Annotated in this window: 18 protein-coding genes; 9 read left to right on the forward strand and 9 right to left on the reverse strand. The window is 66.6% G+C overall.

Going from position 1 to position 19,000, the window contains the following annotated elements:
- Nucleotides 1-437 precede the first annotated feature (437 nt).
- The gene (gene cmk / locus ED92_RS15890; RefSeq protein ID WP_037338623.1) at nucleotides 438-1,112 is read left to right on the forward strand and encodes a (d)CMP kinase; all 675 of its coding nucleotides are present in this window, start codon (nucleotides 438-440) and stop codon (nucleotides 1,110-1,112) included.
- Nucleotides 1,113-1,214: 102 nt separating this feature from the next.
- Entirely contained in the window at nucleotides 1,215-1,640 is a 426-nt protein-coding gene (locus ED92_RS15895; RefSeq protein WP_255355333.1) for an HIT family protein, read from the forward strand.
- Here the strand turns inward: ED92_RS15895 and ED92_RS41370 are convergent.
- The 6 genes from ED92_RS41370 to ED92_RS15925 all read right to left on the reverse strand — a co-directional run bounded on the left by ED92_RS41370 (nucleotide 1,602) and on the right by ED92_RS15925 (nucleotide 7,084).
- Entirely contained in the window at nucleotides 1,602-2,267 is a 666-nt protein-coding gene (locus ED92_RS41370) for a class I SAM-dependent methyltransferase (RefSeq protein ID WP_052120595.1), read from the reverse strand. The two genes, ED92_RS15895 and ED92_RS41370, sit on opposite strands and share 39 nt — an antisense overlap.
- Nucleotides 2,258-3,025, reverse strand: a complete 768-nt coding sequence (locus tag ED92_RS15905) for a hypothetical protein (protein WP_037338629.1) — start codon at nucleotides 3,023-3,025, stop codon at nucleotides 2,258-2,260. The genes ED92_RS41370 and ED92_RS15905 overlap by 10 nt, the downstream gene beginning before the upstream one ends.
- Nucleotides 3,022-4,077 (reverse strand): thiamine-phosphate kinase, encoded by a 1,056-nt coding sequence (thiL, locus tag ED92_RS15910; protein ID WP_235213287.1) that lies wholly within the window; start codon nucleotides 4,075-4,077, stop codon nucleotides 3,022-3,024. Before thiL ends, ED92_RS15905 begins: the two co-directional genes overlap by 4 nt.
- Nucleotides 4,070-4,771, reverse strand: coding sequence for an HIT domain-containing protein (locus tag ED92_RS15915; protein WP_037338636.1), 702 nt, complete (start codon nucleotides 4,769-4,771; stop codon nucleotides 4,070-4,072). The genes thiL and ED92_RS15915 overlap by 8 nt, the downstream gene beginning before the upstream one ends.
- 288 nt (nucleotides 4,772-5,059) lie before the next feature.
- A complete protein-coding gene (gene hpaB, locus ED92_RS15920) occupies nucleotides 5,060-6,520 on the reverse strand; it encodes a 4-hydroxyphenylacetate 3-monooxygenase, oxygenase component (protein WP_037338637.1) in 1,461 nt (486 codons plus the stop codon).
- A gap of 30 nt (nucleotides 6,521-6,550) precedes the next feature.
- Nucleotides 6,551-7,084 (reverse strand): flavin reductase family protein, encoded by a 534-nt coding sequence (locus tag ED92_RS15925; protein WP_037338641.1) that lies wholly within the window; start codon nucleotides 7,082-7,084, stop codon nucleotides 6,551-6,553.
- 60 nt (nucleotides 7,085-7,144) lie between these two features.
- Between ED92_RS15925 and ED92_RS15930 the strand changes: the two genes are divergently transcribed.
- A complete protein-coding gene (locus ED92_RS15930) occupies nucleotides 7,145-7,834 on the forward strand; it encodes an IclR family transcriptional regulator (protein ID WP_037338646.1) in 690 nt (229 codons plus the stop codon).
- Nucleotides 7,835-7,852: 18 nt separating this feature from the next.
- Here ED92_RS15930 and ED92_RS15935 read toward each other — a convergent pair whose 3' ends face one another.
- Entirely contained in the window at nucleotides 7,853-9,226 is a 1,374-nt protein-coding gene (locus tag ED92_RS15935; protein ID WP_037338649.1) for an MFS transporter, read from the reverse strand.
- 92 nt (nucleotides 9,227-9,318) lie between these two features.
- On the opposite strand from ED92_RS15935, the gene ED92_RS15940 reads away from it, so the two are divergent.
- The 6 genes from ED92_RS15940 to ED92_RS15965 are packed head-to-tail and all read left to right on the forward strand — an operon-like array spanning nucleotide 9,319 to nucleotide 15,638.
- Complete coding sequence (locus tag ED92_RS15940; protein ID WP_037338653.1) at nucleotides 9,319-10,791, forward strand: fumarylacetoacetate hydrolase family protein; 1,473 nt, start codon at nucleotides 9,319-9,321, stop codon at nucleotides 10,789-10,791.
- Nucleotides 10,773-11,444 (forward strand): GntR family transcriptional regulator, encoded by a 672-nt coding sequence (locus ED92_RS15945; RefSeq protein WP_037338657.1) that lies wholly within the window; start codon nucleotides 10,773-10,775, stop codon nucleotides 11,442-11,444. The genes ED92_RS15940 and ED92_RS15945 overlap by 19 nt, the downstream gene beginning before the upstream one ends.
- 13 nt (nucleotides 11,445-11,457) lie before the next feature.
- Complete coding sequence (gene hpaE, locus ED92_RS15950; protein WP_037338660.1) at nucleotides 11,458-12,963, forward strand: 5-carboxymethyl-2-hydroxymuconate semialdehyde dehydrogenase; 1,506 nt, start codon at nucleotides 11,458-11,460, stop codon at nucleotides 12,961-12,963.
- 32 nt (nucleotides 12,964-12,995) lie between these two features.
- Nucleotides 12,996-14,090, forward strand: coding sequence for a 3,4-dihydroxyphenylacetate 2,3-dioxygenase (hpaD, locus tag ED92_RS15955; RefSeq protein WP_037338663.1), 1,095 nt, complete (start codon nucleotides 12,996-12,998; stop codon nucleotides 14,088-14,090).
- A 10-nt stretch (nucleotides 14,091-14,100) separates the two neighbouring features.
- Complete coding sequence (gene hpaH, locus ED92_RS15960) at nucleotides 14,101-14,886, forward strand: 2-oxo-hept-4-ene-1,7-dioate hydratase (RefSeq protein WP_037338665.1); 786 nt, start codon at nucleotides 14,101-14,103, stop codon at nucleotides 14,884-14,886.
- Nucleotides 14,871-15,638: an HpcH/HpaI aldolase/citrate lyase family protein gene (locus ED92_RS15965; RefSeq protein ID WP_037338667.1), complete on the forward strand. Its 768-nt coding sequence runs from the start codon at nucleotides 14,871-14,873 to the stop codon at nucleotides 15,636-15,638. Before hpaH ends, ED92_RS15965 begins: the two co-directional genes overlap by 16 nt.
- Nucleotides 15,639-16,184: 546 nt before the next feature.
- Here the strand turns inward: ED92_RS15965 and ED92_RS15970 are convergent.
- Both ED92_RS15970 and ED92_RS15975 read right to left on the reverse strand, forming a co-directional pair.
- A complete protein-coding gene (locus ED92_RS15970) occupies nucleotides 16,185-17,438 on the reverse strand; it encodes an HNH endonuclease signature motif containing protein (RefSeq protein WP_037338669.1) in 1,254 nt (417 codons plus the stop codon).
- A 119-nt stretch (nucleotides 17,439-17,557) separates the two neighbouring features.
- A complete protein-coding gene (locus tag ED92_RS15975) occupies nucleotides 17,558-18,901 on the reverse strand; it encodes an MFS transporter (protein WP_037340120.1) in 1,344 nt (447 codons plus the stop codon).
- Nucleotides 18,902-19,000 lie beyond the last annotated feature (99 nt).

Genomic DNA, 19,000 nt, shown 5'->3' on the forward strand with positions numbered 1-19,000 from the left:
GTGGCCTTCGTTACAGATCCCGTCACGAATTTCACTCTTCGACGAACAACCGGGAGGAAAACGCGTTGCGAAGCGTCTCGCGATATCCCGAACTGGTCTGGACCGCACGCTTACCCGAAGGTGCGAAATTCGGATGAAACTTGCACCCACGAAAGGGAATCTCCACCACCACAGCAGGTTTTCCGCGTACTCCAAACACAAACCGGTGCCCCCGCGATACCCTGGTCGAGTGAGAGGCCGCGCCGGAGCGTTGCCGAACGCGGCCGCGCTCACCTCCCTCTGAGTGACACAAACCCTTGCCAGGGAATGATTTTCGAAGTCTCCGCAGCTACAGGGCCACTCGCACGGCCGTCCACGGCACGCTTCCCCCGTGGTAGCGTCTGCGCCCTGTTCCCCACAGTCCGGCTTCACCCATCGTGCACCAGCAAGGGAAAACCATGCCCGAACAAGGTCTCGGCACCGTCGTGGCGGTGGACGGCCCGGCGGCGGCGGGCAAGACCACCACCTGTCTGGCGCTGTCGAAATCGTTCGATCTACGCTATCTCGAAAGCGGAAGGACTTATCGCATCATCGCTTTCGAGGCCCTGCAACGTCGCATTCCCGTCGAAAACGCCACGAAAGTCACCGGACTCTGCGACGAATTGATCACGGCGAGCCGTTCCGAGAGCCTGCTGACCTCCGACCGCTACGCCCAGGACAAACTGCGCGCGACCCGGGTCAACGTGGCCGTTTCCGCCGTCGCCAAAATCGCCGAGGTCCGCCAGCGGGTGACCAGCCTCATCAGGCTTTGGGCCGGCGCACAGCCACGATGCGTCATCGAAGGCCGGGACATCGGCACCACCATCTTTCCGGCCGCGACCGTGAAGTTCTACTTGACCGCCAAACCCGAAGTGCGGGCGATGCGGCGAGTACGGCAAGAGCGGGCGGCGTCCTTCGAACACGTTCTCGACGACATGATCCGCCGCGACGAGGCCGATATGTTCCGGACGACGTCGCCGTTGGTCCCCGCCGAGGACGCCATCAGAATCGACACCACCGAGCTCACCGTCGAGCAGGTACTACGGCTGATGACTTCGGCGTGTCGAGACAGAGGCTTAGAGATCAACCGTTAGTGCGAGTACGCTTCTGCTTTGTCTGCGACGAAGCTAAGTTGACCATGGGTATGACTTCAGGTGATCGATCAATGACGAGGAGTATCGGTTATGAGACCGGCGATGGCGAAGGAAAACGAAGCCGAACCGGCGAACACCGATTGCCTCTTTTGTCATTTCGATGACACCTCGGTGAATGACGTACTGTTCACCGGAAACGAGATCTATGTGCGGTGGGACAACTTCCCGGCCGCCAAGGGGCATGTCGAGGTCGTCCCGAAAAGACACGTCGAGTCCTACTTCTCGCTCACGGCGAGCGAGCACGCCGAAGTCTACGCGCTGATCAAGCGGGCATGGCGCCGGATCCAGGACCAGTTCCAGCCGGACGGCTACACCATCGGTGTGAACGAAGGGCAAGCGGCGGGCCGGACGATCGACCACCTGCACATCCACCTGATCCCACGGTACGAGGGCGATGTGGCGGATCCGCGAGGCGGTATCCGTCATGTACTACCGGGGACCAATCCCGACGAGTGGCTCGGCCGATAGCCCTTTCCTCGCCTCCACCACGAACCAGCTGCCGCGTCCGCTCGGCCACACCTGGGCCGAGACGAACCCGACGGCGGCCAATTCCTCCGTCACGGCTTCGGGGCTGCGCAACGAAAACCACCTCGGGGACGGCATTCGGACGCTTCGCGCCCATCCTTCGCCGTTCCCTTCCTTGAGGCTGATCGCCGTGACACCGCCGGGCGCGAGCACGCGATGGATTTCGGAGAAGACGTGCGGATGCGTCTCGCTCGGCAAGTGCACGACGCTGGCACAAGCCCAGACGCCGTCGAACACTCCGGCTGCCAGCGGTAAGGCCATGAGATCGCAGAGCACCGTGCCGGCCACCGCACAACGACATCGGGTGTACCGGAGCAACTCCTCGCTGAGGTCGGCCGCCACCACGCTCGCGCCGCGTCCGATCAGGTATTCGGCGTCCCGGCCCCCACCGCAGCCGAGGTCCAGCACCGAGCTTCCGGGCAGGGCATCGAAGAAGCGGTCCAGTTCTTGGTCGAGGCCGGGAAACAGGTCGAGCGTGCCGGTGGACCGGACGTACACCTCGGCACACTCGTCGTAGGCTCGTCGAGTACTCGACACCAAGCCGCGCAGGTTCGTGTCGTTCAGGTGCATTCGAAATCCTCGCGACCGATGGCCATCCCGAGATTGGTCATCTCCTCCAGCAGTTCCCTCCGGTCGAGCACCTCGTAGCCGCGGCCGGCGTCGACGCTCACGCAGCCGACGAACTTGTTGCGCCCGCTTCTGATCGGCGTGACGAACAGCGCGGTCCGATGCTTGAGAGCCTGGAACGCCTCCCACGTCAGGTTCATCACCGATTCCGCACCGAAGCGTGCCACGTGGTCGTCGAACTTCGCCTCGTCGGTGAGGCGGGCCGCCAACGGTGCGACGTCGAATGTCACTTCACGATCGTGCTGCCAGCAGAGTCCCACCGCGCCGATACCCCGCACCGGGGCGAAACTCCGCGTCGCCGGAAAGGATGACATCCGATAGGAGGAAAGTCGTTTCAGCACACCGTGGATCGGATGCCTCAGCGTGCGCGTCTTCCGCCACACGTGGAGTGCCAGATCGCCGGTGTCGAGTGGAGGATCGATCTTCGCGCTGATCTCGAGCAATCTGCCGAACGTGGACAACACGCGCCTGCGCATCATGACGTTCCGGTCCACGAAGGCCCGTCGTTGCCAGCTCTCGAACGGTGCGAACGCCCCGAAAATCCCGGCTGTGACGAGAGCGACCAGCAGCAGGTACGAGCGGTCGTTCAGAAGGTCGTCCCAGAAGGCCTTCGTCGGTACGTTGTACGCCTTGCCCGCGAGGAAGAGCGTCGCCGACAGCAGAATCGCCTTGTCCGCGAACTTGGCCGTCTTCCGGCTCATGCCTTTCCGTCACGCTGGTGGCGCCATGCCTCGCCCGGCAGGTCCGCCCGTTCGCCGTCGCATCCGGTCAAGACGACCTCGGGCCGCTCGGTGACGACACCGATCCGGTGGAAACTCACCGCTTCGGCGAGGTCGTCCACCCTGGCGGACGGCACGGTGAAGACGAGTTCGAAGTCGACCGAGTCGCCCATGACCAGGCTCAACGGCTCCACGCCCACGTGTGCGGCCACCGCGGCCACCGCCTTGGGCACGGGGACGGACCGCTCGTCGACGTCGATCCCGACCCCGCTCGACTCGGCGATGCTCAGCAAAGCGGCCTTCAGCCCGTCCGAGGTGTCCAGACAACTCGTGACCATCCCGCTGGCGCCGAGCGCGAGTCCCTCGTCCACTCTGGCCACCGGACGCTTCCATGCGGAAAGCAGCGACGGCACCAGGCTGTCGATGACCAGGTCCGGGGCACCGGAACGCAGATACGCCATCGCCGCTGCGGCGGGTCCGGTCGGCGCCGTGAGGCAGACGACGTCGCCGGGTTTCGCGCCGGATCGCAGCAGCGCCCGGCCCGCCGGGCACACCCCCAGCGCCGACGCCGAGAGGATCAGGCGTTCCGCGCCGCCGATGTCGCCACCCACGTTGAGACAGCCGGACGCGGCGCACGCGTCCCGGATACCGCGCATGACGAGACCGAACAGCGCGTCGTCCATTTCGGCCGGATACCGCACGACGGAAAGCAGCCCGATCGGCTTCGCGCCCATCGCCGCGATGTCGCTCAGATTCGCGGCGACCAGGTAGTACCCCAGGTCGTATTCGTCCAGATGCCCCATCTCGTAGAGCCTGAACTTGGGGCCGCGGACGTAATCGGTCCCCACCACGAGGTCGTGCTGCCCGGCCAGCCGGAACACCGCGCAGTCGTCTTGGGCGTCGGCGCCCGCGGTCAGTTCCACCCGGCCGCCGTCCGGGGACGAAACCGGGACGAACTCGCGCGCCTGCCCGGCGAACAACGGCACGATCGTCGTGGCCAGTCTCGTCGGTTCGTCCGAGAATTTCTCACTCACCACAGGACAGCTCCAGATCGTCGCCACGAAGTTTCCCAGGCCAGTAATCCACCATTCGCAGGGTCTCGCGAAGATCCCTTTTCCGCATCACCACCGCGTAGTCCCATTCCGGATCCTCGATCGCCAGTACGGCGCCGACGATCGAGCGGAGATACTGCCTTTTCTGCGCGCCGGTCGGCAGGTATACCCGCACTTTCTCCCGGTACACGCGAAGAAAATAGGCGGAAGACGGCCACGGGGCGAGCGCGAGTTCCCCGAGTGAATCCAGATCCCGATGGAACAGGCCGTCTCCGATCAGGAGATCGTCCACGGCGTCGCCGTCGACGGGGAGAAAGTGCAGATGCGCGTGCGTGATGCACGCGTGGCTCTCCTGTCCGGCGCTCGACCCGTGTTCGAGGATCAGTGGCTCGCCGAAGGTCTCGCGGTACAGCGGCACGAAGTCGTCGACGAGGCCGCACACCTCGTCCTGGTGACGCGAAAGCACCTGCGCGAACGACAAGTGATGGTTCGACGGCAGGAGAAGGAGATGTCCGAGTACGAGCGGCGACATATCGGCCAGCAGCGTCAAGTTTTCTGTTGAATGTATTAGCCGGGACGGTGGGTCGCCCTCGTAGAAACGGGTGAAGGAAGTGTCATCCGAACCCGAAAGCTCTTCGCAGAAGTCCGCGCCCGCGCACTGCATGGTTTCGATCATGTCTCCCCCGCCGCCTCGCTTCGTCCTGGCCTTCGCCGAGCAGAGCACCTGGATTTTTGCGCACGGTCATGGCGGACTTGAATGGTCGATGCGGAGATTAACTCGAACGTCGTAACCGGCTCACGGATTCGTGATGACGGGAATTTGGACAAAAGCAGGACACATCATGGTCGATACATACTCGTCCGCCGCACGACGTGAAAAAGCGTCCGTCACCCGATGGATGACGGACGCTTTCCGACTGTCGCTATCCGTTCGAATTCACGGCGATTTCGGCGAAATCCGCACTCACCGGCCTTCGCGTGCCAAGAGTTCCCGGACCCGTTCCTGCAGCGCCTCCCTCGGGTACGCGTTCACCTGCGCTCCGGCCATCCGCACCGGGTCGCCGAAGAAGAAGTACTCGTACAGCGATTCCCGTCCGGCGAAGCTCGAGACCGACGCGTCGAAGGCCAGCTTGAACAGCCGCGCGCGGTCCTTGGCAGGCAGGGTGGCCGACTGGAGGTAGGTGTCGATGTCGGGACGGCCCTCCGCTTCGAAGTCCGCCTCGCCCGGCAGCGCCATGAGGCCGGACGCGGAGAATTTGCGGATGATCTCGGTCAGCCGCGGCGAGACCTTCGTGGGGTACCAGTTCCGAGCGGCGTTGAGGACTTCCCACTTGGGCAGGAAGACGCCGTCCTCGCTGAGCTTCCCGTCGGCCTCGGCCGCGCGCAGCACGGCCTTCTCGATCTCGACGTAGGAGATCAGCTCCGAGAGGTCCTGCTGGATGTGCTGGAAGCCGCCGATGCCGATCGCGGCGGCGATCTCGCTGGCGAGTCCGAGGTAGAACTCCGTCTTGGCCAGCGTGCGCGTGACGACCTGGTGGGTCATGAGCGCGCCGGCGCCGGTCTCTGAGTACCAGGCGTTGCACAGTTCCGGGTGCCCCAGCAGGAAGACCCGCTCGTTCGGGACGAAGACGTCGTCGAACACCACGACCGCGTCCATCTCCTCGAACCGGGAGGCGAGCGGTTCATCGAAGGTCGAGCGGCCGTGGTCGAGCCCGGCGCGGCAGAAGTACTTCAGCCCCGGCGCGTCGTTCGGGACGGCGAAAGCGTAGGAATACGGGGCGTCCTCGGGGGTTCCGCGCAGGACGGTCGAGGGGAAGACCAGGAGTTCGTCGGCGATCGGCGCGATCGTGGCGAGCATCCGGGCACCGCGGACGACGATGCCGTCCTCCCGTTCCTCCACCACCTTCGCCGACAAGTTCCCGCCACCCTGCTGGCTGCCCGAAACCGATCGGTTGACCTGCGGCGGGATCAAGGTGTGCGTCGCGAGCAAGTCGTTCTCGCGCGCCATCTCGTAGTACTTCTCGATGCGCTCGCCGTAGACGGGATCGGCCTGCGAGAAGAACTTCTTCGCCGTCGAGAGGGCGGTGAGCGACGAGTTCATGTAGTCGCCGGTGCGGCCCAGGAAACCGTTGGAGTATTCGGCCCAGACGGAGAAGGCGGCACGGCGGCGCTTGAGGTCTTCCTCGCTGCGCGGCACCAGGAACGACATGCCGACCCGCTCCCCCGTGGTCGGCGATGCGTAGGTCAGGACGTCACGGTGCGCCGGATCGTGCTGGAGGTCGAACAGCTTCGCGTAGGTCAGCGCGTTGTTGCGGAACGCCGGATGCTCGGCGACCTTGGCGGTCACCTTCTCGCCGTCGACGTACAGCTCCGGCATCATCGCGTTGAGCTTGTCGAGGTACTGCTGTCCGGTACGGGCTCCCATGTCGTGCTCCTTCTCGGGTGGACGTCGTTGTCAGAACAGGGATTCGTGACCTTGCGCGGATTCGTGGATCGTCGAGAACCGCCCGTCGACGAAACCGAGCGCGTCACCGGAGCGGTAGTCGAACTCCCGCACCTCACCGAGGAACAAGGTGTGGTCACCACCGTCGTAGGTGGCCCACGGCGTGCAGTCGAACCAGCTCAGGACGCCGCCGAGCCTCGGCGCGTGCCCGCCCTCGACCCACGTCGGCGCGCCTTCCGGAGTCGGACGGCCGGCGAAGTTCATCGCGAGCGCCTCCTGCTCGGCGCCGAGGACGTTGACCGCGAACGGGCGGTCCTTGAGCAGATCGTGGCTTTTCACGGTGCGCTGGATCGAAACGAGGACGAGCGGCGGATCCATCGAGACCGCGGTGAAGGAGTTCACCGTCAGACCGTGTCGTTTCGTCGCGGCGTCGAAGGTCACCACCGCGACACCCGTCGCGAACCGGCCCAGACAGCCTCGGAAGAACTGCGCGGGCGGGCGATAGAGGCTCGATCCCGGCGGAAAACTGGTTTTGCGTGACATCATCGTCCGATTCCTGTTCTATAATCGAACAGCCAGTTCAACTATCGAAATGGATCGTATACGATGGTTTCGGACTCCCGCAAGACCGCGAGCACGTCCCAGACACTCAGCCGCGGCATCCGCGTCCTCGAAGTCCTTGCCGACGCCCAAGAACCGCTCAGCGTCGACCGGATCGCCGAACGACTGGAGGTGCACCGGTCGATCGCGTACCGGCTCATCCGCACCCTCGAAGAGCACGGGCTTCTCACGCGGGAACCCGCCGGGAAATACGAACTCGGCGCGCGGTTGGCCGCGCTGGCGGCGGGGATCAAACACGATCTGCAGGCCGCGGCGCTGCCCGAGCTGACCGCGGTCGCGAACGAACTCGGCATGACGTGTTTCGTCGCGGTGATGGACCGTGAGGAATGCGTGACCCTGGTCAGCGTGGAACCCCGGCACGCCGTCGCGTCCGTCGCGCAGCGCCCGGGTTCCAGGCATCCGTTCACCGCGGGCGCCCCGGGGCGCGCGATCCTGTCGCAGCTTCCGGAAGAGGACCGGCCGGCCGATGTCCGGGAAGTCGCCGACCGCGGCTACGCGGACAGCCACGGCGAGGTGATCGAGAACCTCAGCTCGGTGGCCGTGCCACTCCCCCTGCGCGGGCACGCTCCGGCCGCGCTCGCGGTCGTCTACCTGTCCAGCACACGAACCCCCGCCGAGCTCGCGGAGCGGCTCAAGGCGGCGGCGAAGGCCGTCCGTGACGCTCTCGGCGGGTGAGCGTCACGGACGGCGGGATCACTTGGCGAAGCGGAGCGGGCTGACCGCCTGCTCGGCTTCGTGGTCGGGCCCGAGCGGGATTCCCGACCGGTCACGCAACAACAACGTGGCGATGAGACCGACGACGGTCATCCCGCCCAGATAGACGGCGACGGACACCGAAGTACCGGTCGCGTCTACCAGTGCCGTGGCGATCGTCGGCGCGAACGCGCCACCGAGGATCGCGCCCAGCGCATACGAGATCGACACGCCGGAGAACCGGATCGAGGCGGGGAACAGCTCCGCGTAGAACGCCGCCTGCTGACCGTAGGTGAACCCGAGCCCGACGCTGAGGATGATCAACCCCAGCGCCAGCAGGGCGATGTTCCCGGTGTCCACCAAGGGGAACAGCACCGCGATACCGGCGAGCTGGGCGATCCACCCGACGACGTAGGTGCGGCGCCTGCCGATGCGGTCGGAGACCGCGCCCGCCGCCCACGTCGAGATCAGCCAGGTCGCCGCGGACGCCGTCACCGCCCAGAGCACCGGGCCGCGGTCGAGCCCGATCGGGCCCTTCGGGTTGGTCGCGTAGTTCTGGATGTAGCCGCCGGTGGTCATGTAGCCGACCGCGTTGTTGCCCGCGAACACCAGCGCGGCCACCACGACGAGCACGGCGTGTTTGCGGAACAGCTGGATGATCGGCGTCCGGGTCCGCTCACGGCGTTCGGCGATCTCGCGGAAGACCGGGCTCTCCTCGACTCGGCGCCGCACGTAGTGACCGACCAGGATCAGCCCGACGCTGAGCAGGAACGGGATCCGCCAGCCCCAGTCGAGGAACGCCTGCCCGGGGACGAGCAGGCTGGTCAGCGCCAGCACACCGGACGCCAGCAGCAGCCCGAGCGGGACGCCGATCTGCGGTGAGGCGCCGAAGAGCCCTCGTCGCTTCGACGGCGCGTGTTCGACCGCCATCAGGACGGCGCCACCCCATTCCCCGCCCGCCGAAATCCCCTGCAGGATCCGCAGCAGGATCAGCAGTACCGGCGCGAGGACCCCGATCTGGTCGAACGTCGGGAGCACCCCGATCAGCGTGGTCGCGGCGCCCATCAGGATCAGGGTGAGCACCAGGACCACGCGGCGGCCGTACTTGTCGCCGAAATGCCCGGCGAGGAACGCGCCGAGCGGACGGAACAGGAAGCTCACGCCCACGGTGGCGAAGGAAACGAGCGTGCTGTTCGCCCCGAGGCCGGAGAAGAACAGTTTGCCGAAGACGAGACCGGCCGCGGACGCGTAAACGAAGAAGTCGTACCACTCGACGGTGGTACCGACGACGGTCGCGAAGGCGACCCGGCGCCGGTCGGAGGAGGGTGGGGCGGTCCGGCCGGATAGGCGTTCATCCTGGGCTGGGTTCGACACGTGGACTCCTTTGTCGTCGGCCACCTTGCCACTGTGGCACGGAATCATATACGTTATTAGATACGAAGCAAGGGTCGAGGATTCAGGGGAACATGGGCACTTACGAGGCAACATCGCCGTCCGGTCCGTTGGAGACCCGGCCGGGCAAGATCATCGCCGTCCATCTCAGTTACGCCTCCCGCGCGGAGCAGCGTGGACGGCGTCCGGCGAACCCGTCGTACTTCTTCAAGCCGTCGAGCTCGATCGGCACGTCCGGCGGCACGGTCGAACGCCCGGCGGGCACCGAACTGCTGGCCTTCGAAGGCGAGATCGCGCTGGTCATCGGCACCACGGCCCGCTGGGTCAAACCGGACCAGGCGTGGAACCACGTCGCCGCGGTGACCGCCGCGAACGACTTCGGTCTCTACGACCTGCGCGCCGCGGACAAGGGCTCCAACGTCCGGTCCAAGGGCGGCGACGGCTACACCCCACTCGGCCCCGGCCTCATCGACGCGCGCGACGTCGACCCGTCGTCGCTGCGCGTCCGCACCTGGGTGAACGGCGACCTGGTGCAGGAGGACACCACCGCCGGGCTGCTGTTCCCCTTGCGGCAGTTCGTTTCCGATCTCTCCCAGCACTTCACGCTCGAACCGGGCGACGTCATCCTCACCGGAACCCCGGCCGGCTCGACCGTGGTCTCCCCCGGCGACGTCGTCGTGGTCGAAGTGGACGTTCCCGGCACCTCGCTGAGCAGCGGACGGCTCCACACCACCGTTTCCCAAGGCATCCGGTCCTTTTCGGACATCGGCAGCCTGCCCGAGGTCGACGACAAGCAGCGCGCCGAAGCCTGGGGCACGCCCGTCGAAACACCTGTCGAGGAGGACGCTCCCGCGCTGAGCGAGGAACTGCGCGCCAAGTTGCTGCGTGCGCCCGTCGCGGGTCTGTCCGCCCAGCTGCGCAAGCGAGGGCTGAACAACGTCGCGATCGACGGTGTGCGCCCGAATCTGCCTGGGTCGAAGGTCGTCGGCACGGCACGGACCCTGCGTTTCGTCCCGAACCGCGAGGACCTCTTCAAAACCCACGGTGGCGGCTACAACGCCCAAAAGCGGCTCTTCGACTCGGTCGGCGTCGGCGAGGTGATCGTCATCGAAGCCCGCGGTGACAAGGGTTCCGGCACGCTCGGCGACATCCTGGCGTTGCGGGCGCGGTACCTCGGCGCCGCCGGCGTGATCACCGACGGCGGGGTCCGCGACTTCGAAGCCGTCGCCGCGACCGGGCTGCCGGTGTTCTCCCAGGGCGCGCATCCGGCGGTACTCGGGCGCAAACACGTGCCGTGGGACACCGACGTCGCGGTCGCCTGCGGCGGGGCGACCGTCCTGCCCGGGGACATCATCGTCGGCGACGACGACGGCGTGGTGGTCATCCCGCCGTCGCTGGCCGAAGAGATCGCCGACGCGGCGCTCGTCCAGGAGGACGAAGACTCCTGGATCGCCGAGCAGGTCGGACAGGGCCGCCCGATCGAGGGGCTCTTCCCGCTGAACCCGTTGTGGCGGGAAAGGTATGAGGCATGGCAGAAGAAGCAGTGAAGACGACCAGCAAATCCGAACTCGCCTACGAGTGGCTGCGTGAGCGGATCGCCCGGCACGAGTACGGACCCGGCTACCGGCTGGTGCTCGCCGAGATCGCCGGCGCGCTCGACATGAGCGTCGTCCCGGTGCGCGAGGCGATCCGGCGGCTGGAGGCCGAACGGCTGGTGACCTTCGAACGCAACGTCGGCGCGCGTGTGGCGATGGTGGACCAGAACGAGTACGTCCACGCGATGCAGACGCTCGGCGTCGTCGAAGGCGTCGCCACCGCGCTGTCCGCGCCGCAGCTGTCCGAAGAGAACATCGCGCGGGCGCGGCGGGTGAACGAGCGCATGATCGCGCTGCTGGACCATTTCGACGCGCATGAATTCACCGCGCTGAACCAGCAGTTCCACTCGCTGCTCTTCGAATGCTGCCCCAACCCGCAGATCCTCGACCTCGTGCACCAGGGCTGGACCCGGCTGTCCGGGCTGCGCGACTCCACGTTCGCGTTCGTCCCCGACCGCGCTCACCGGTCGGTCGAGGAGCACGAAGAGATCCTCCGGCTGATCTCCGCGAAAGCCGACCCGCTCGACATCGAATTCGCCGCGCGCAATCACCGCTGGGCCACCATGCAGGCCTTTTTGGACGCTCGAGAGCGCGCCAAGCGCTGACTGAGGAGGAATCTTGACCAGCACGACTCCCCGGCCGATCCCGGACGGTGTCCCGGAGCGGATCCGGCACTACATCGGCGGCGAACTCGTCGATTCGGCCGACGGCGCCGTCTTCGACGTGATCGACCCCGTCACCAACGAGGTCTACGTCCAGGCCGCCGCGGGCAAGAAGGCCGACATCGACCGCGCCGTCGCCGCCGCGCGAAAGGCGTTCACCGAGGGCCCCTGGCCGAAGCTGCTGCCGCGCGAGCGCTCGCGGGTGCTCAACCGCATCGCCGATCTCGTCGAGTCGCGGGACAAGCGGCTGGCGGCGCTGGAGAGTTTCGACTCCGGCTTGCCGATTTCGCAGGCGCTGGGCCAGGCACGGCGGGCCGCGGAGAACTTCCGGTTCTTCGCCGACCTGATCGTCGCGCAGGCCGACGACACCTACAAGGTGCCCGGCCGCCAGGTGAACTACGTCAACCGCAAGCCGATCGGTGTCGCCGGGCTGATCACGCCGTGGAACACGCCGTTCATGCTGGAGTCGTGGAAACTCGCGCCCGCGCTGGCGACCGGCAACACCGTCGTGCTCAAACCCGCGGAGTTCACGCCGCTTTCCGCGTCGCTGTGGGCGGAGATCTTCGAGGAGGCCGGACTGCCGGCGGGGGTCTTCAACCTCGTCAACGGCTTCGGTGAGGACGCCGGTGACGCGCTGGTGAAGCATCCGGACGTCCCGCTGATCTCGTTCACCGGCGAGAGCGGCACCGGCAGCCTGATCTTCGGCAACGCGGCGCCGTTCCTCAAAGGACTGTCGATGGAACTGGGCGGCAAGTCGCCCGCCATCGTCTTCGCCGACGCCGATCTGGAGACCGCGATCGACGCGACGATCTTCGGCGTGTTCTCGCTCAACGGCGAACGCTGCACCGCGGGCAGCCGCATCCTGGTCGAGCGCGCGATCTACGACGAGTTCGTCGAGCGCTACGCCGCGCAGGCCAAACGCGTCGTGGTCGGCGACCCGAGCGACCCCAAGACCGAAGTCGGTGCCCTGGTGCACCCCGAGCACTACGACAAGGTCATGAAGTACATCGAGATCGGCAAGACCGAGGGCAGGCTGGTCGCCGGCGGCGGCCGTCCGGACGGCTTCCCGACCGGGAACTACGTGGCGCCGACGGTGTTCGCCGACGTCAAACCGGACGCCCGGATCTTCCAGGAGGAGATCTTCGGCCCGGTCGTCGCGATCACGCCGTTCGACAGCGAGGAAGAGGCGCTCGAACTCGCGAACAACACGAAGTACGGGCTCGCGGCCTACGTCTGGACCAACGACCTCAAGCGGGCGCACAACTTCGCGCAGTCCGTCGAGGCGGGCATGGTGTGGCTCAACTCGAACAACGTCCGCGATCTCCGCACACCCTTCGGCGGGGTGAAGGCGTCCGGGCTGGGGCACGAGGGCGGCTACCGCTCGATCGACTTCTACACCGACCAGCAGGCGGTGCACATCAATCTCGGCGAGGTGCACAACCCCGCCTTCGGCAAGGGCTGAGCCCACCTCCACTGTCCACAAAGGATGACGCAATGAAGCCGATCCCCACCCCGAAATCGCCGCCGCCGGACGTCCTGCGCTGCGCGTACATGGAACTCGTCGTCACTGATCTGGCGCGCTCGCGCGCGTTCTACGCCGATGTCCTCGGTCTGACGGTGACCGAAGAAGACGAGACGACGGTCAGCCTCCGCACGATCGACGAGTTCATCCACCACAACCTCGTGCTGCGCCAGGGACCGGTCGCGGCGGTCGCGGCCTTCTCGTACCGGGTGCGGTCGCCCGAGGACCTGGACAAGGCAGTCGCGTTCTACACGGAACTGGGCTGCCGGGTCGAACGCCGCGCGGACGGCTACACCAAGGGCATCGGCGACTCGGTGCGCGTCCAAGACCCGCTCGGCTTCCCCATCGAGTTCTTCCACGACGTCCAGCACGTGGAGCGCCTCGGCTGGCGCTACGACCTGCACCTGCCGGGTGCGCTGGTGCGGCTCGACCACTTCAACCAGGTCACGCCGGACGTCCCGCTCGCGGTGAAGCACATGGAAGACCTCAACTTCCGGGTCACCGAAGACATCCAGGACGATCAGGGCACGACCTACGCGGCCTGGATGCGCCGCAAGCCCACCGTGCACGACACCGCGATGACCGGCGGAGACGGGCCGCGGATGCACCACGTCGCCTTCGCCACGCACGAGAAGCACAACATCCTGTCCATTTGCGACAAACTCGGTTCGCTGCGGATGTCGGACCACATCGAACGCGGACCGGGCAGGCACGGCGTGTCGAACGCGTTCTACCTGTACCTTCGTGACCCCGACGGGCACCGCGTCGAGATCTACACGCAGGACTACTACACCGGCGACCCGGACAACCCGGTCGTCACCTGGGACGTGCACGACAACCAGCGCCGCGACTGGTGGGGCACGCCGGTGGTCCCGTCCTGGTACACCGACGCCTCGCTGGTGCTCGACCTCGACGGCAAGCCGCAGCCGGTCGTCGCGCGGACCGATGACAGCGAGCTGGAGGTCACCATCGGCGCCGACGGCTTCTCGTACACGCGAAAGGGTGACGACGAAGGCGAACTGCCGGCGTGGAAACAGGGCGAGTACAAACTCGGCAACCAGCTCTGAGGCGGGAGAGATGCTCGAACAGGAAACGATCACCGCGATCGCCGACGAACTGGCGGCCGCGGAGGAGGCACGGGAGACGATCCCGCTGCTGACGGCGCGCTATCCGGACATGACCGTCGAGGACTCGTACGCCGTGCAGAACGAATGGCGGCGGCGGGGCATCGCGGCGGGTCGTCGTCCGGTCGGCCGCAAGATCGGGCTGACGTCGAAGGTCATGCAGGCCGCGACCGGAATCACCGAACCCGACTACGGCGCCATTTTCGCGGACATGGTGTTCGAGAACGGTTCCGTGATCGAACACAGCCGGTTCTCGAACGTGCGCATCGAGGTCGAACTGGCCTTCGTGCTCCGTGACTCCCTCGCCGGACCGGACACCACGGTGTTCGACGTGCTGCGGGCGACCGAGTACGTGGTGCCCGCGCTGGAGATCCTGTCGTCGCGCATCGAGATGGCCGGCCGGACCATCGTGGACACGATCAGCGACAACGCGGCCATGGGCGGCATGGTCTACGGCGGCAACCCGGTCGCCGTGGGCGCCGTCGATCTGCGGTGGGTTTCGGCGCTGCTGTACCGCAACGAGACCATCGAGGAATCCGGTGTCGCCGCCGCGGTGCTGAACCACCCCGCGAACGGTGTCGCCTGGCTGGCGAACAAACTCGCTCAACACGGTGACAAGCTCGATCCGGGCGACATCGTGCTGGCCGGGTCCTTCACACGGCCGATGTGGGTGCACCCCGGCGACACCGTGACCGCCGATTACCGGGATCTGGGGGCGATCACATGCCGCTTCGTCTAGACCCGCCGTTCCGGGATCGGTTGGGCGAGCGGCCGCGGATCGGCATGTGGGTCACGTCGGGCAGTCCGGTCGTCGCCGAGATCTGCGCGGGCTCCGGGCTCGACTGGCTGCTCGTCGACACCGAGCACTCCCCCGCCGGACTGGAGACCGTGCAGTCGTTGCTGCAGACGATCGCCGCGTATCCGATCACGCCGGTGGTGCGTGCTCCGTCCGGCGACGCGGTCGCGCTGAAGCAGCTCCTCGACCTGGGCGCCCAGAATCTGTTGGTGCCCATGGTCGACAGCGCCGAGGAGGCGGAAGCCGTCGTGCGGGCCGTCCGCTATCCGCCGCGAGGCGTTCGCGGTGTCGGCAGCGCCCTCTCCCGGTCCGCGCGCTGGAACCGGGTCGACGACTACCTCGCGAAGGCCGAGGAGTTCACGTCACTGTTCGTCCAGATCGAGTCGACGACGGGGGTCGCGGCCGCCGCCGAGATCGCCGCGGTCGACGGCGTCGACGGGGTGTTCGTCGGACCGTCCGATCTGGCCGCCTCGATGGGCCTGCTCGGGAAGCAGACGCACCCCGATGTCACCGCGGCCGTCTTGCGCACGTTCGAGGCCGTTCTTGCTCGGGGAAAGCCGGTCGGCGTCAACGCGTTCGACCCGGCGCAGGCGCAGCGCTACCTCGACGCCGGTGCCTCGTTCGTCCTGGTCGGGGCTGACGTCACGCTGCTGGCCCAAGGTTCGGAGGCACTCGCGCGGCGGCATCAGGCCTGAGGTCATAGGCATGCTCGACTCGCCCACCAGGCCCCGAGTGTGCGGCGGCGCGTTTGCGGGAATAGGGTATGGACGCTGGCGCGCTGCGGGGGTCCGCCGAACTCATCGCTGAGAACAGCCGGTGGGAGTGCGACGATCTCCCCGTACTGGGGTGGCGAGGTCGGCTGCCGCATCAACGCGTGGCCCCTCGCGAACGGCCTGTGGCTCGGCGCCAACGTCGCCCCACTCGCCTCGTAGTTCTCGGAACACCAGCAACCTGACGGTGGCTGGAACTGCGGAATGGGTCTCGGGTTCTGAACATTCGTCCGTGCATTCGAGGCCGAACTCGCTCAAGTGCCTGCTCGGGCTTGGCGGCCCCTCGATGACGTCCCGGGAAGACGAAGTCGGTCGCGTGGTGGTAGTTCTTCCTGAAGCTGGAGGTCTTCGCCGCCGTGGCGATGGACTGTGTGGATTTTGGGACGTCAGATGTCCCGAAATCCACACAGTCACCGACTGCGGGCATGCCGAGGGGCCCGTCGCCTGGGTGGCTGGCGGGCTCCTCGGTGGTCAGACGTGGTGCAGGGTGTTGCGCCGAGGTTTTCGAAGCGGGTCCCGGTATTGGGGTGGGATGAACTCCGGTAACCCATCGGCGGCCATCCGTACTTCCCAATCGCCGTGGTGAATCAGGCGATGATGGAACCCGCACAACAGGACCAGGTTCCGAAGATCGGTCGGCCCGCCGTCCGCCCAGTGATGAATGTGGTGGGCGTGGCAGTTCTTGGGTTTCCGGTGGCAGCCGGGGAAGGCGCAGCCGCCGTCTCGGATGTTGAGTGCACGTCTCTGCCCTGGAGTGACGAACCGTCTCAAGCGTCCCATATCCAGAGGTTCACCTGAGGCCCCCATGACCACCGGCACCATCAGGCAATCGCAAGCGGCTAGCCGGGCTTCGCGGGCGGTCATGGTTCCGACGAAGTCGAGGCAGGCGGTGCCGAGGCCGGACTTCAGTTCCTCGAGTCCGATGGTGACGTGCACCAAGGTCCGGTAGCCGCTGGTGCCCGGTTGGTCGGGGCACGCGATCGCCAGGTCGAGCAGTTCGGCCCAGGCGTCTCCCATGCGCTCGCACTTCATCCGCAGATCCGCCTGCCCGAACTCGTCCACCGGCCGCGGCTGGGCATGGGCATCCAGCGCGGCGGCGGTGCGGGCACCGGTCTCGTCGTCGAGGAGGCCGGTGAGTTTCCAGAAGCCGTCTTTGCGGCGTTCCAGGGTGATCTCGCGGCGCGGTTCCTTCGGCTCGGGATCCTTGGGTTCCTTGCCGTCAGGGTTCAGCAAGCCCTGCAGGCTCGCCTCAGCCTTGGCGAGCTGCCGAGGACCAGCACTCGGAGCAAGGTTCGCCAGGATCTGCTCCGCACCCGCCCGCTCCTCAGCCGAAATATCGACGGGAAGGTTCTTCAAGATCTCCAGGATCTGATCGATCCGCTCATCCCCGACCAACCCCTGAGCCGCCACCGCGGCAGTGGCGGGAGCGACAGGCGGAACCTCCGTGCCATCCAGAGCCCGGGTGGGATTCAACGCGATGGCCCGCTTGACGATCGGGCCCGCTTCGCCGCGTGATAGTCCCGCGATTTCGGCGAACCAGCTCGCCGTACTCCCGTGCCCATACAAGTCTTTGACGCCACGAGACTCGATCTCCGCCAGGAACCGCCCTAGACAGGCGGTCGCTATCCGGATCACCTGCAACGACTGCTGCACGCCATGGGCAAGCTCCAGCTTGCCGGCGCGCCACAGTTCTTGCGGCAGTTCGGGAAGGAAGGTCTCGGGCACCCCTCCATAATACCCGAAAAATCGAACTTGTGTTCGTAATTTTAAGCAACCAACAAAACGCCCAAACAACACTGAAGAGTGATTTGGTTAAGCCCCTGCAAAACCCAACAGAAACCGAATCAACCAACCTCGACCCGCACAACCCCCGGCAACCGAAACGCCGCCACAACCCCACTCACAGCAACAACCCCCACGAACCCGAACACAACACCAAAACCCAACCCCGGCCGAGAATCCAACCCAGCCAGAATCGCCCCGGTCACCGCGACCCCGCCCACCGCACCCACCTGCCTCACCGTGTTGAACAGACCCGAAGCGCCACCCGCAGCCTCCGGATCGACGGACGCCATCGCGATGGCGGAAAGCGGCGACCACGCCATCGCGTTGGCGGCACCGAGCAGCGCGGCGCCCACGGAGATCCACCACGGATTCAGGTTCAGCACCACCACTAGCCCAATGAGCAGCAGGCTCGTCGCGAGCAGGCTCATGCCGAGGATCGCCGGTCGGCGCCCGCCCACCCGGTCGACCCAGCGGCCGGCCGGTGGCGACAGCAGGATCGCGACGACGGCGTCCGGTGCGAGGACCAGCGCCGCCTCGATCGGGCCGAAGCCTCGCATTTCCTGGATGTACAGCATTGTGGGAAGCGCCATCGCGAGCACGGTCGCGCCGAGCGATGCCATCGCGAGGCTCGCGGACAAGTACCCGGACGAACGATAGAGGCGCAAAGGCGCGAGCGCGTCCGCGCCTTGTCTGCGTTCTTGGAACCAAAAGCCAGCCAACAGCACGACGGCAAGGGCGGCGGCAGGCGGCGAGAGCGGGCTCCACGACAGCAGCGCCCAGACGAGAAGGCTCAGGCCGGCCGTACTCAGCGCGGCGCCGAGCAGGTCGAAACGGGCGGTGCCTCCCCGGCTTCCCGGAATCAGGCGAACACCCATGACGACGGCCACGGCGCAGAGCGGCACGTTCACCCAGAAGATCCAGCGCCAATCCAAGCTCGCGGTCAGCAGTCCGCCCAGCACCGGACCGAGCAGGGTGGCGGCCGCCGCCACCGAGCCCCAGATACCGAAAGCGCGACCTCGCTCATCGTCGGCGAAGAGCCGACGGATCAGCGTGAGCGGTTGAGGCGACATCGCGGCCGCGGCCAGGCCTTGCAGGATCCGGAAGGCGATGAGCCAGCCGATCGACGGCGCGATCCCGCACAGCGCGGAGGCGACGGCGAAGCCTCCCATGCCGACGAGGTAGACCCGCTTGGGGTCGAAGAGATCGCCGAGCCTGCCGGCCACCAGCAACGGGACCGAGAACGCGAGCAGGTAGCCCGCCGTCACCCAGAACAACGCGGCGACATCCCCGCCGAGGTCGGCTTGGATGCTCGGGCTCGCCACGGCGACGATCGTCGTGTCCAGCAGGAGCACGAAGAATCCCGCCAGCAGAGCCGCGAGACCACCCCAGCGCGAAGATGTCATTCGCTCCCCCAAACCGCCTAAGCCGATCACGATAGGGCCACGGATGACGCCTGTCGTAACAAGGCCTCGCCGCCTCACGAGTTGTAAGCCGACGGCTTC

The sequence above is a fragment of the Amycolatopsis sp. MJM2582 genome (genome assembly GCF_000754115.1).
Lineage (GTDB): Bacteria > Actinomycetota > Actinomycetes > Mycobacteriales > Pseudonocardiaceae > Amycolatopsis > Amycolatopsis japonica.

Bases quoted from the DNA above. Each gene is read 5' to 3' on its own strand.
- cmk (WP_037338623.1), top strand. From the start codon at position 438: ATGCCCGAACAAGGTCTCGGCACCGTCGTGGCGGTGGACGGCCCGGCG.
- ED92_RS15895 (WP_255355333.1), top strand. From the start codon at position 1,215: ATGGCGAAGGAAAACGAAGCCGAACCGGCGAACACCGATTGCCTCTTT.
- ED92_RS41370 (WP_052120595.1), bottom strand. From the start codon at position 2,267: ATGCACCTGAACGACACGAACCTGCGCGGCTTGGTGTCGAGTACTCGA.
- ED92_RS15905 (WP_037338629.1), bottom strand. From the start codon at position 3,025: ATGAGCCGGAAGACGGCCAAGTTCGCGGACAAGGCGATTCTGCTGTCG.
- ED92_RS15915 (WP_037338636.1), bottom strand. From the start codon at position 4,771: ATGATCGAAACCATGCAGTGCGCGGGCGCGGACTTCTGCGAAGAGCTT.
- hpaB (WP_037338637.1), bottom strand. From the start codon at position 6,520: ATGGGAGCCCGTACCGGACAGCAGTACCTCGACAAGCTCAACGCGATG.
- ED92_RS15925 (WP_037338641.1), bottom strand. From the start codon at position 7,084: ATGATGTCACGCAAAACCAGTTTTCCGCCGGGATCGAGCCTCTATCGC.
- ED92_RS15930 (WP_037338646.1), top strand. From the start codon at position 7,145: ATGGTTTCGGACTCCCGCAAGACCGCGAGCACGTCCCAGACACTCAGC.
- ED92_RS15940 (WP_037338653.1), top strand. From the start codon at position 9,319: ATGGGCACTTACGAGGCAACATCGCCGTCCGGTCCGTTGGAGACCCGG.
- ED92_RS15945 (WP_037338657.1), top strand. From the start codon at position 10,773: ATGGCAGAAGAAGCAGTGAAGACGACCAGCAAATCCGAACTCGCCTAC.
- hpaD (WP_037338663.1), top strand. From the start codon at position 12,996: ATGAAGCCGATCCCCACCCCGAAATCGCCGCCGCCGGACGTCCTGCGC.
- hpaH (WP_037338665.1), top strand. From the start codon at position 14,101: ATGCTCGAACAGGAAACGATCACCGCGATCGCCGACGAACTGGCGGCC.
- ED92_RS15965 (WP_037338667.1), top strand. From the start codon at position 14,871: ATGCCGCTTCGTCTAGACCCGCCGTTCCGGGATCGGTTGGGCGAGCGG.
- ED92_RS15975 (WP_037340120.1), bottom strand. From the start codon at position 18,901: ATGACATCTTCGCGCTGGGGTGGTCTCGCGGCTCTGCTGGCGGGATTC.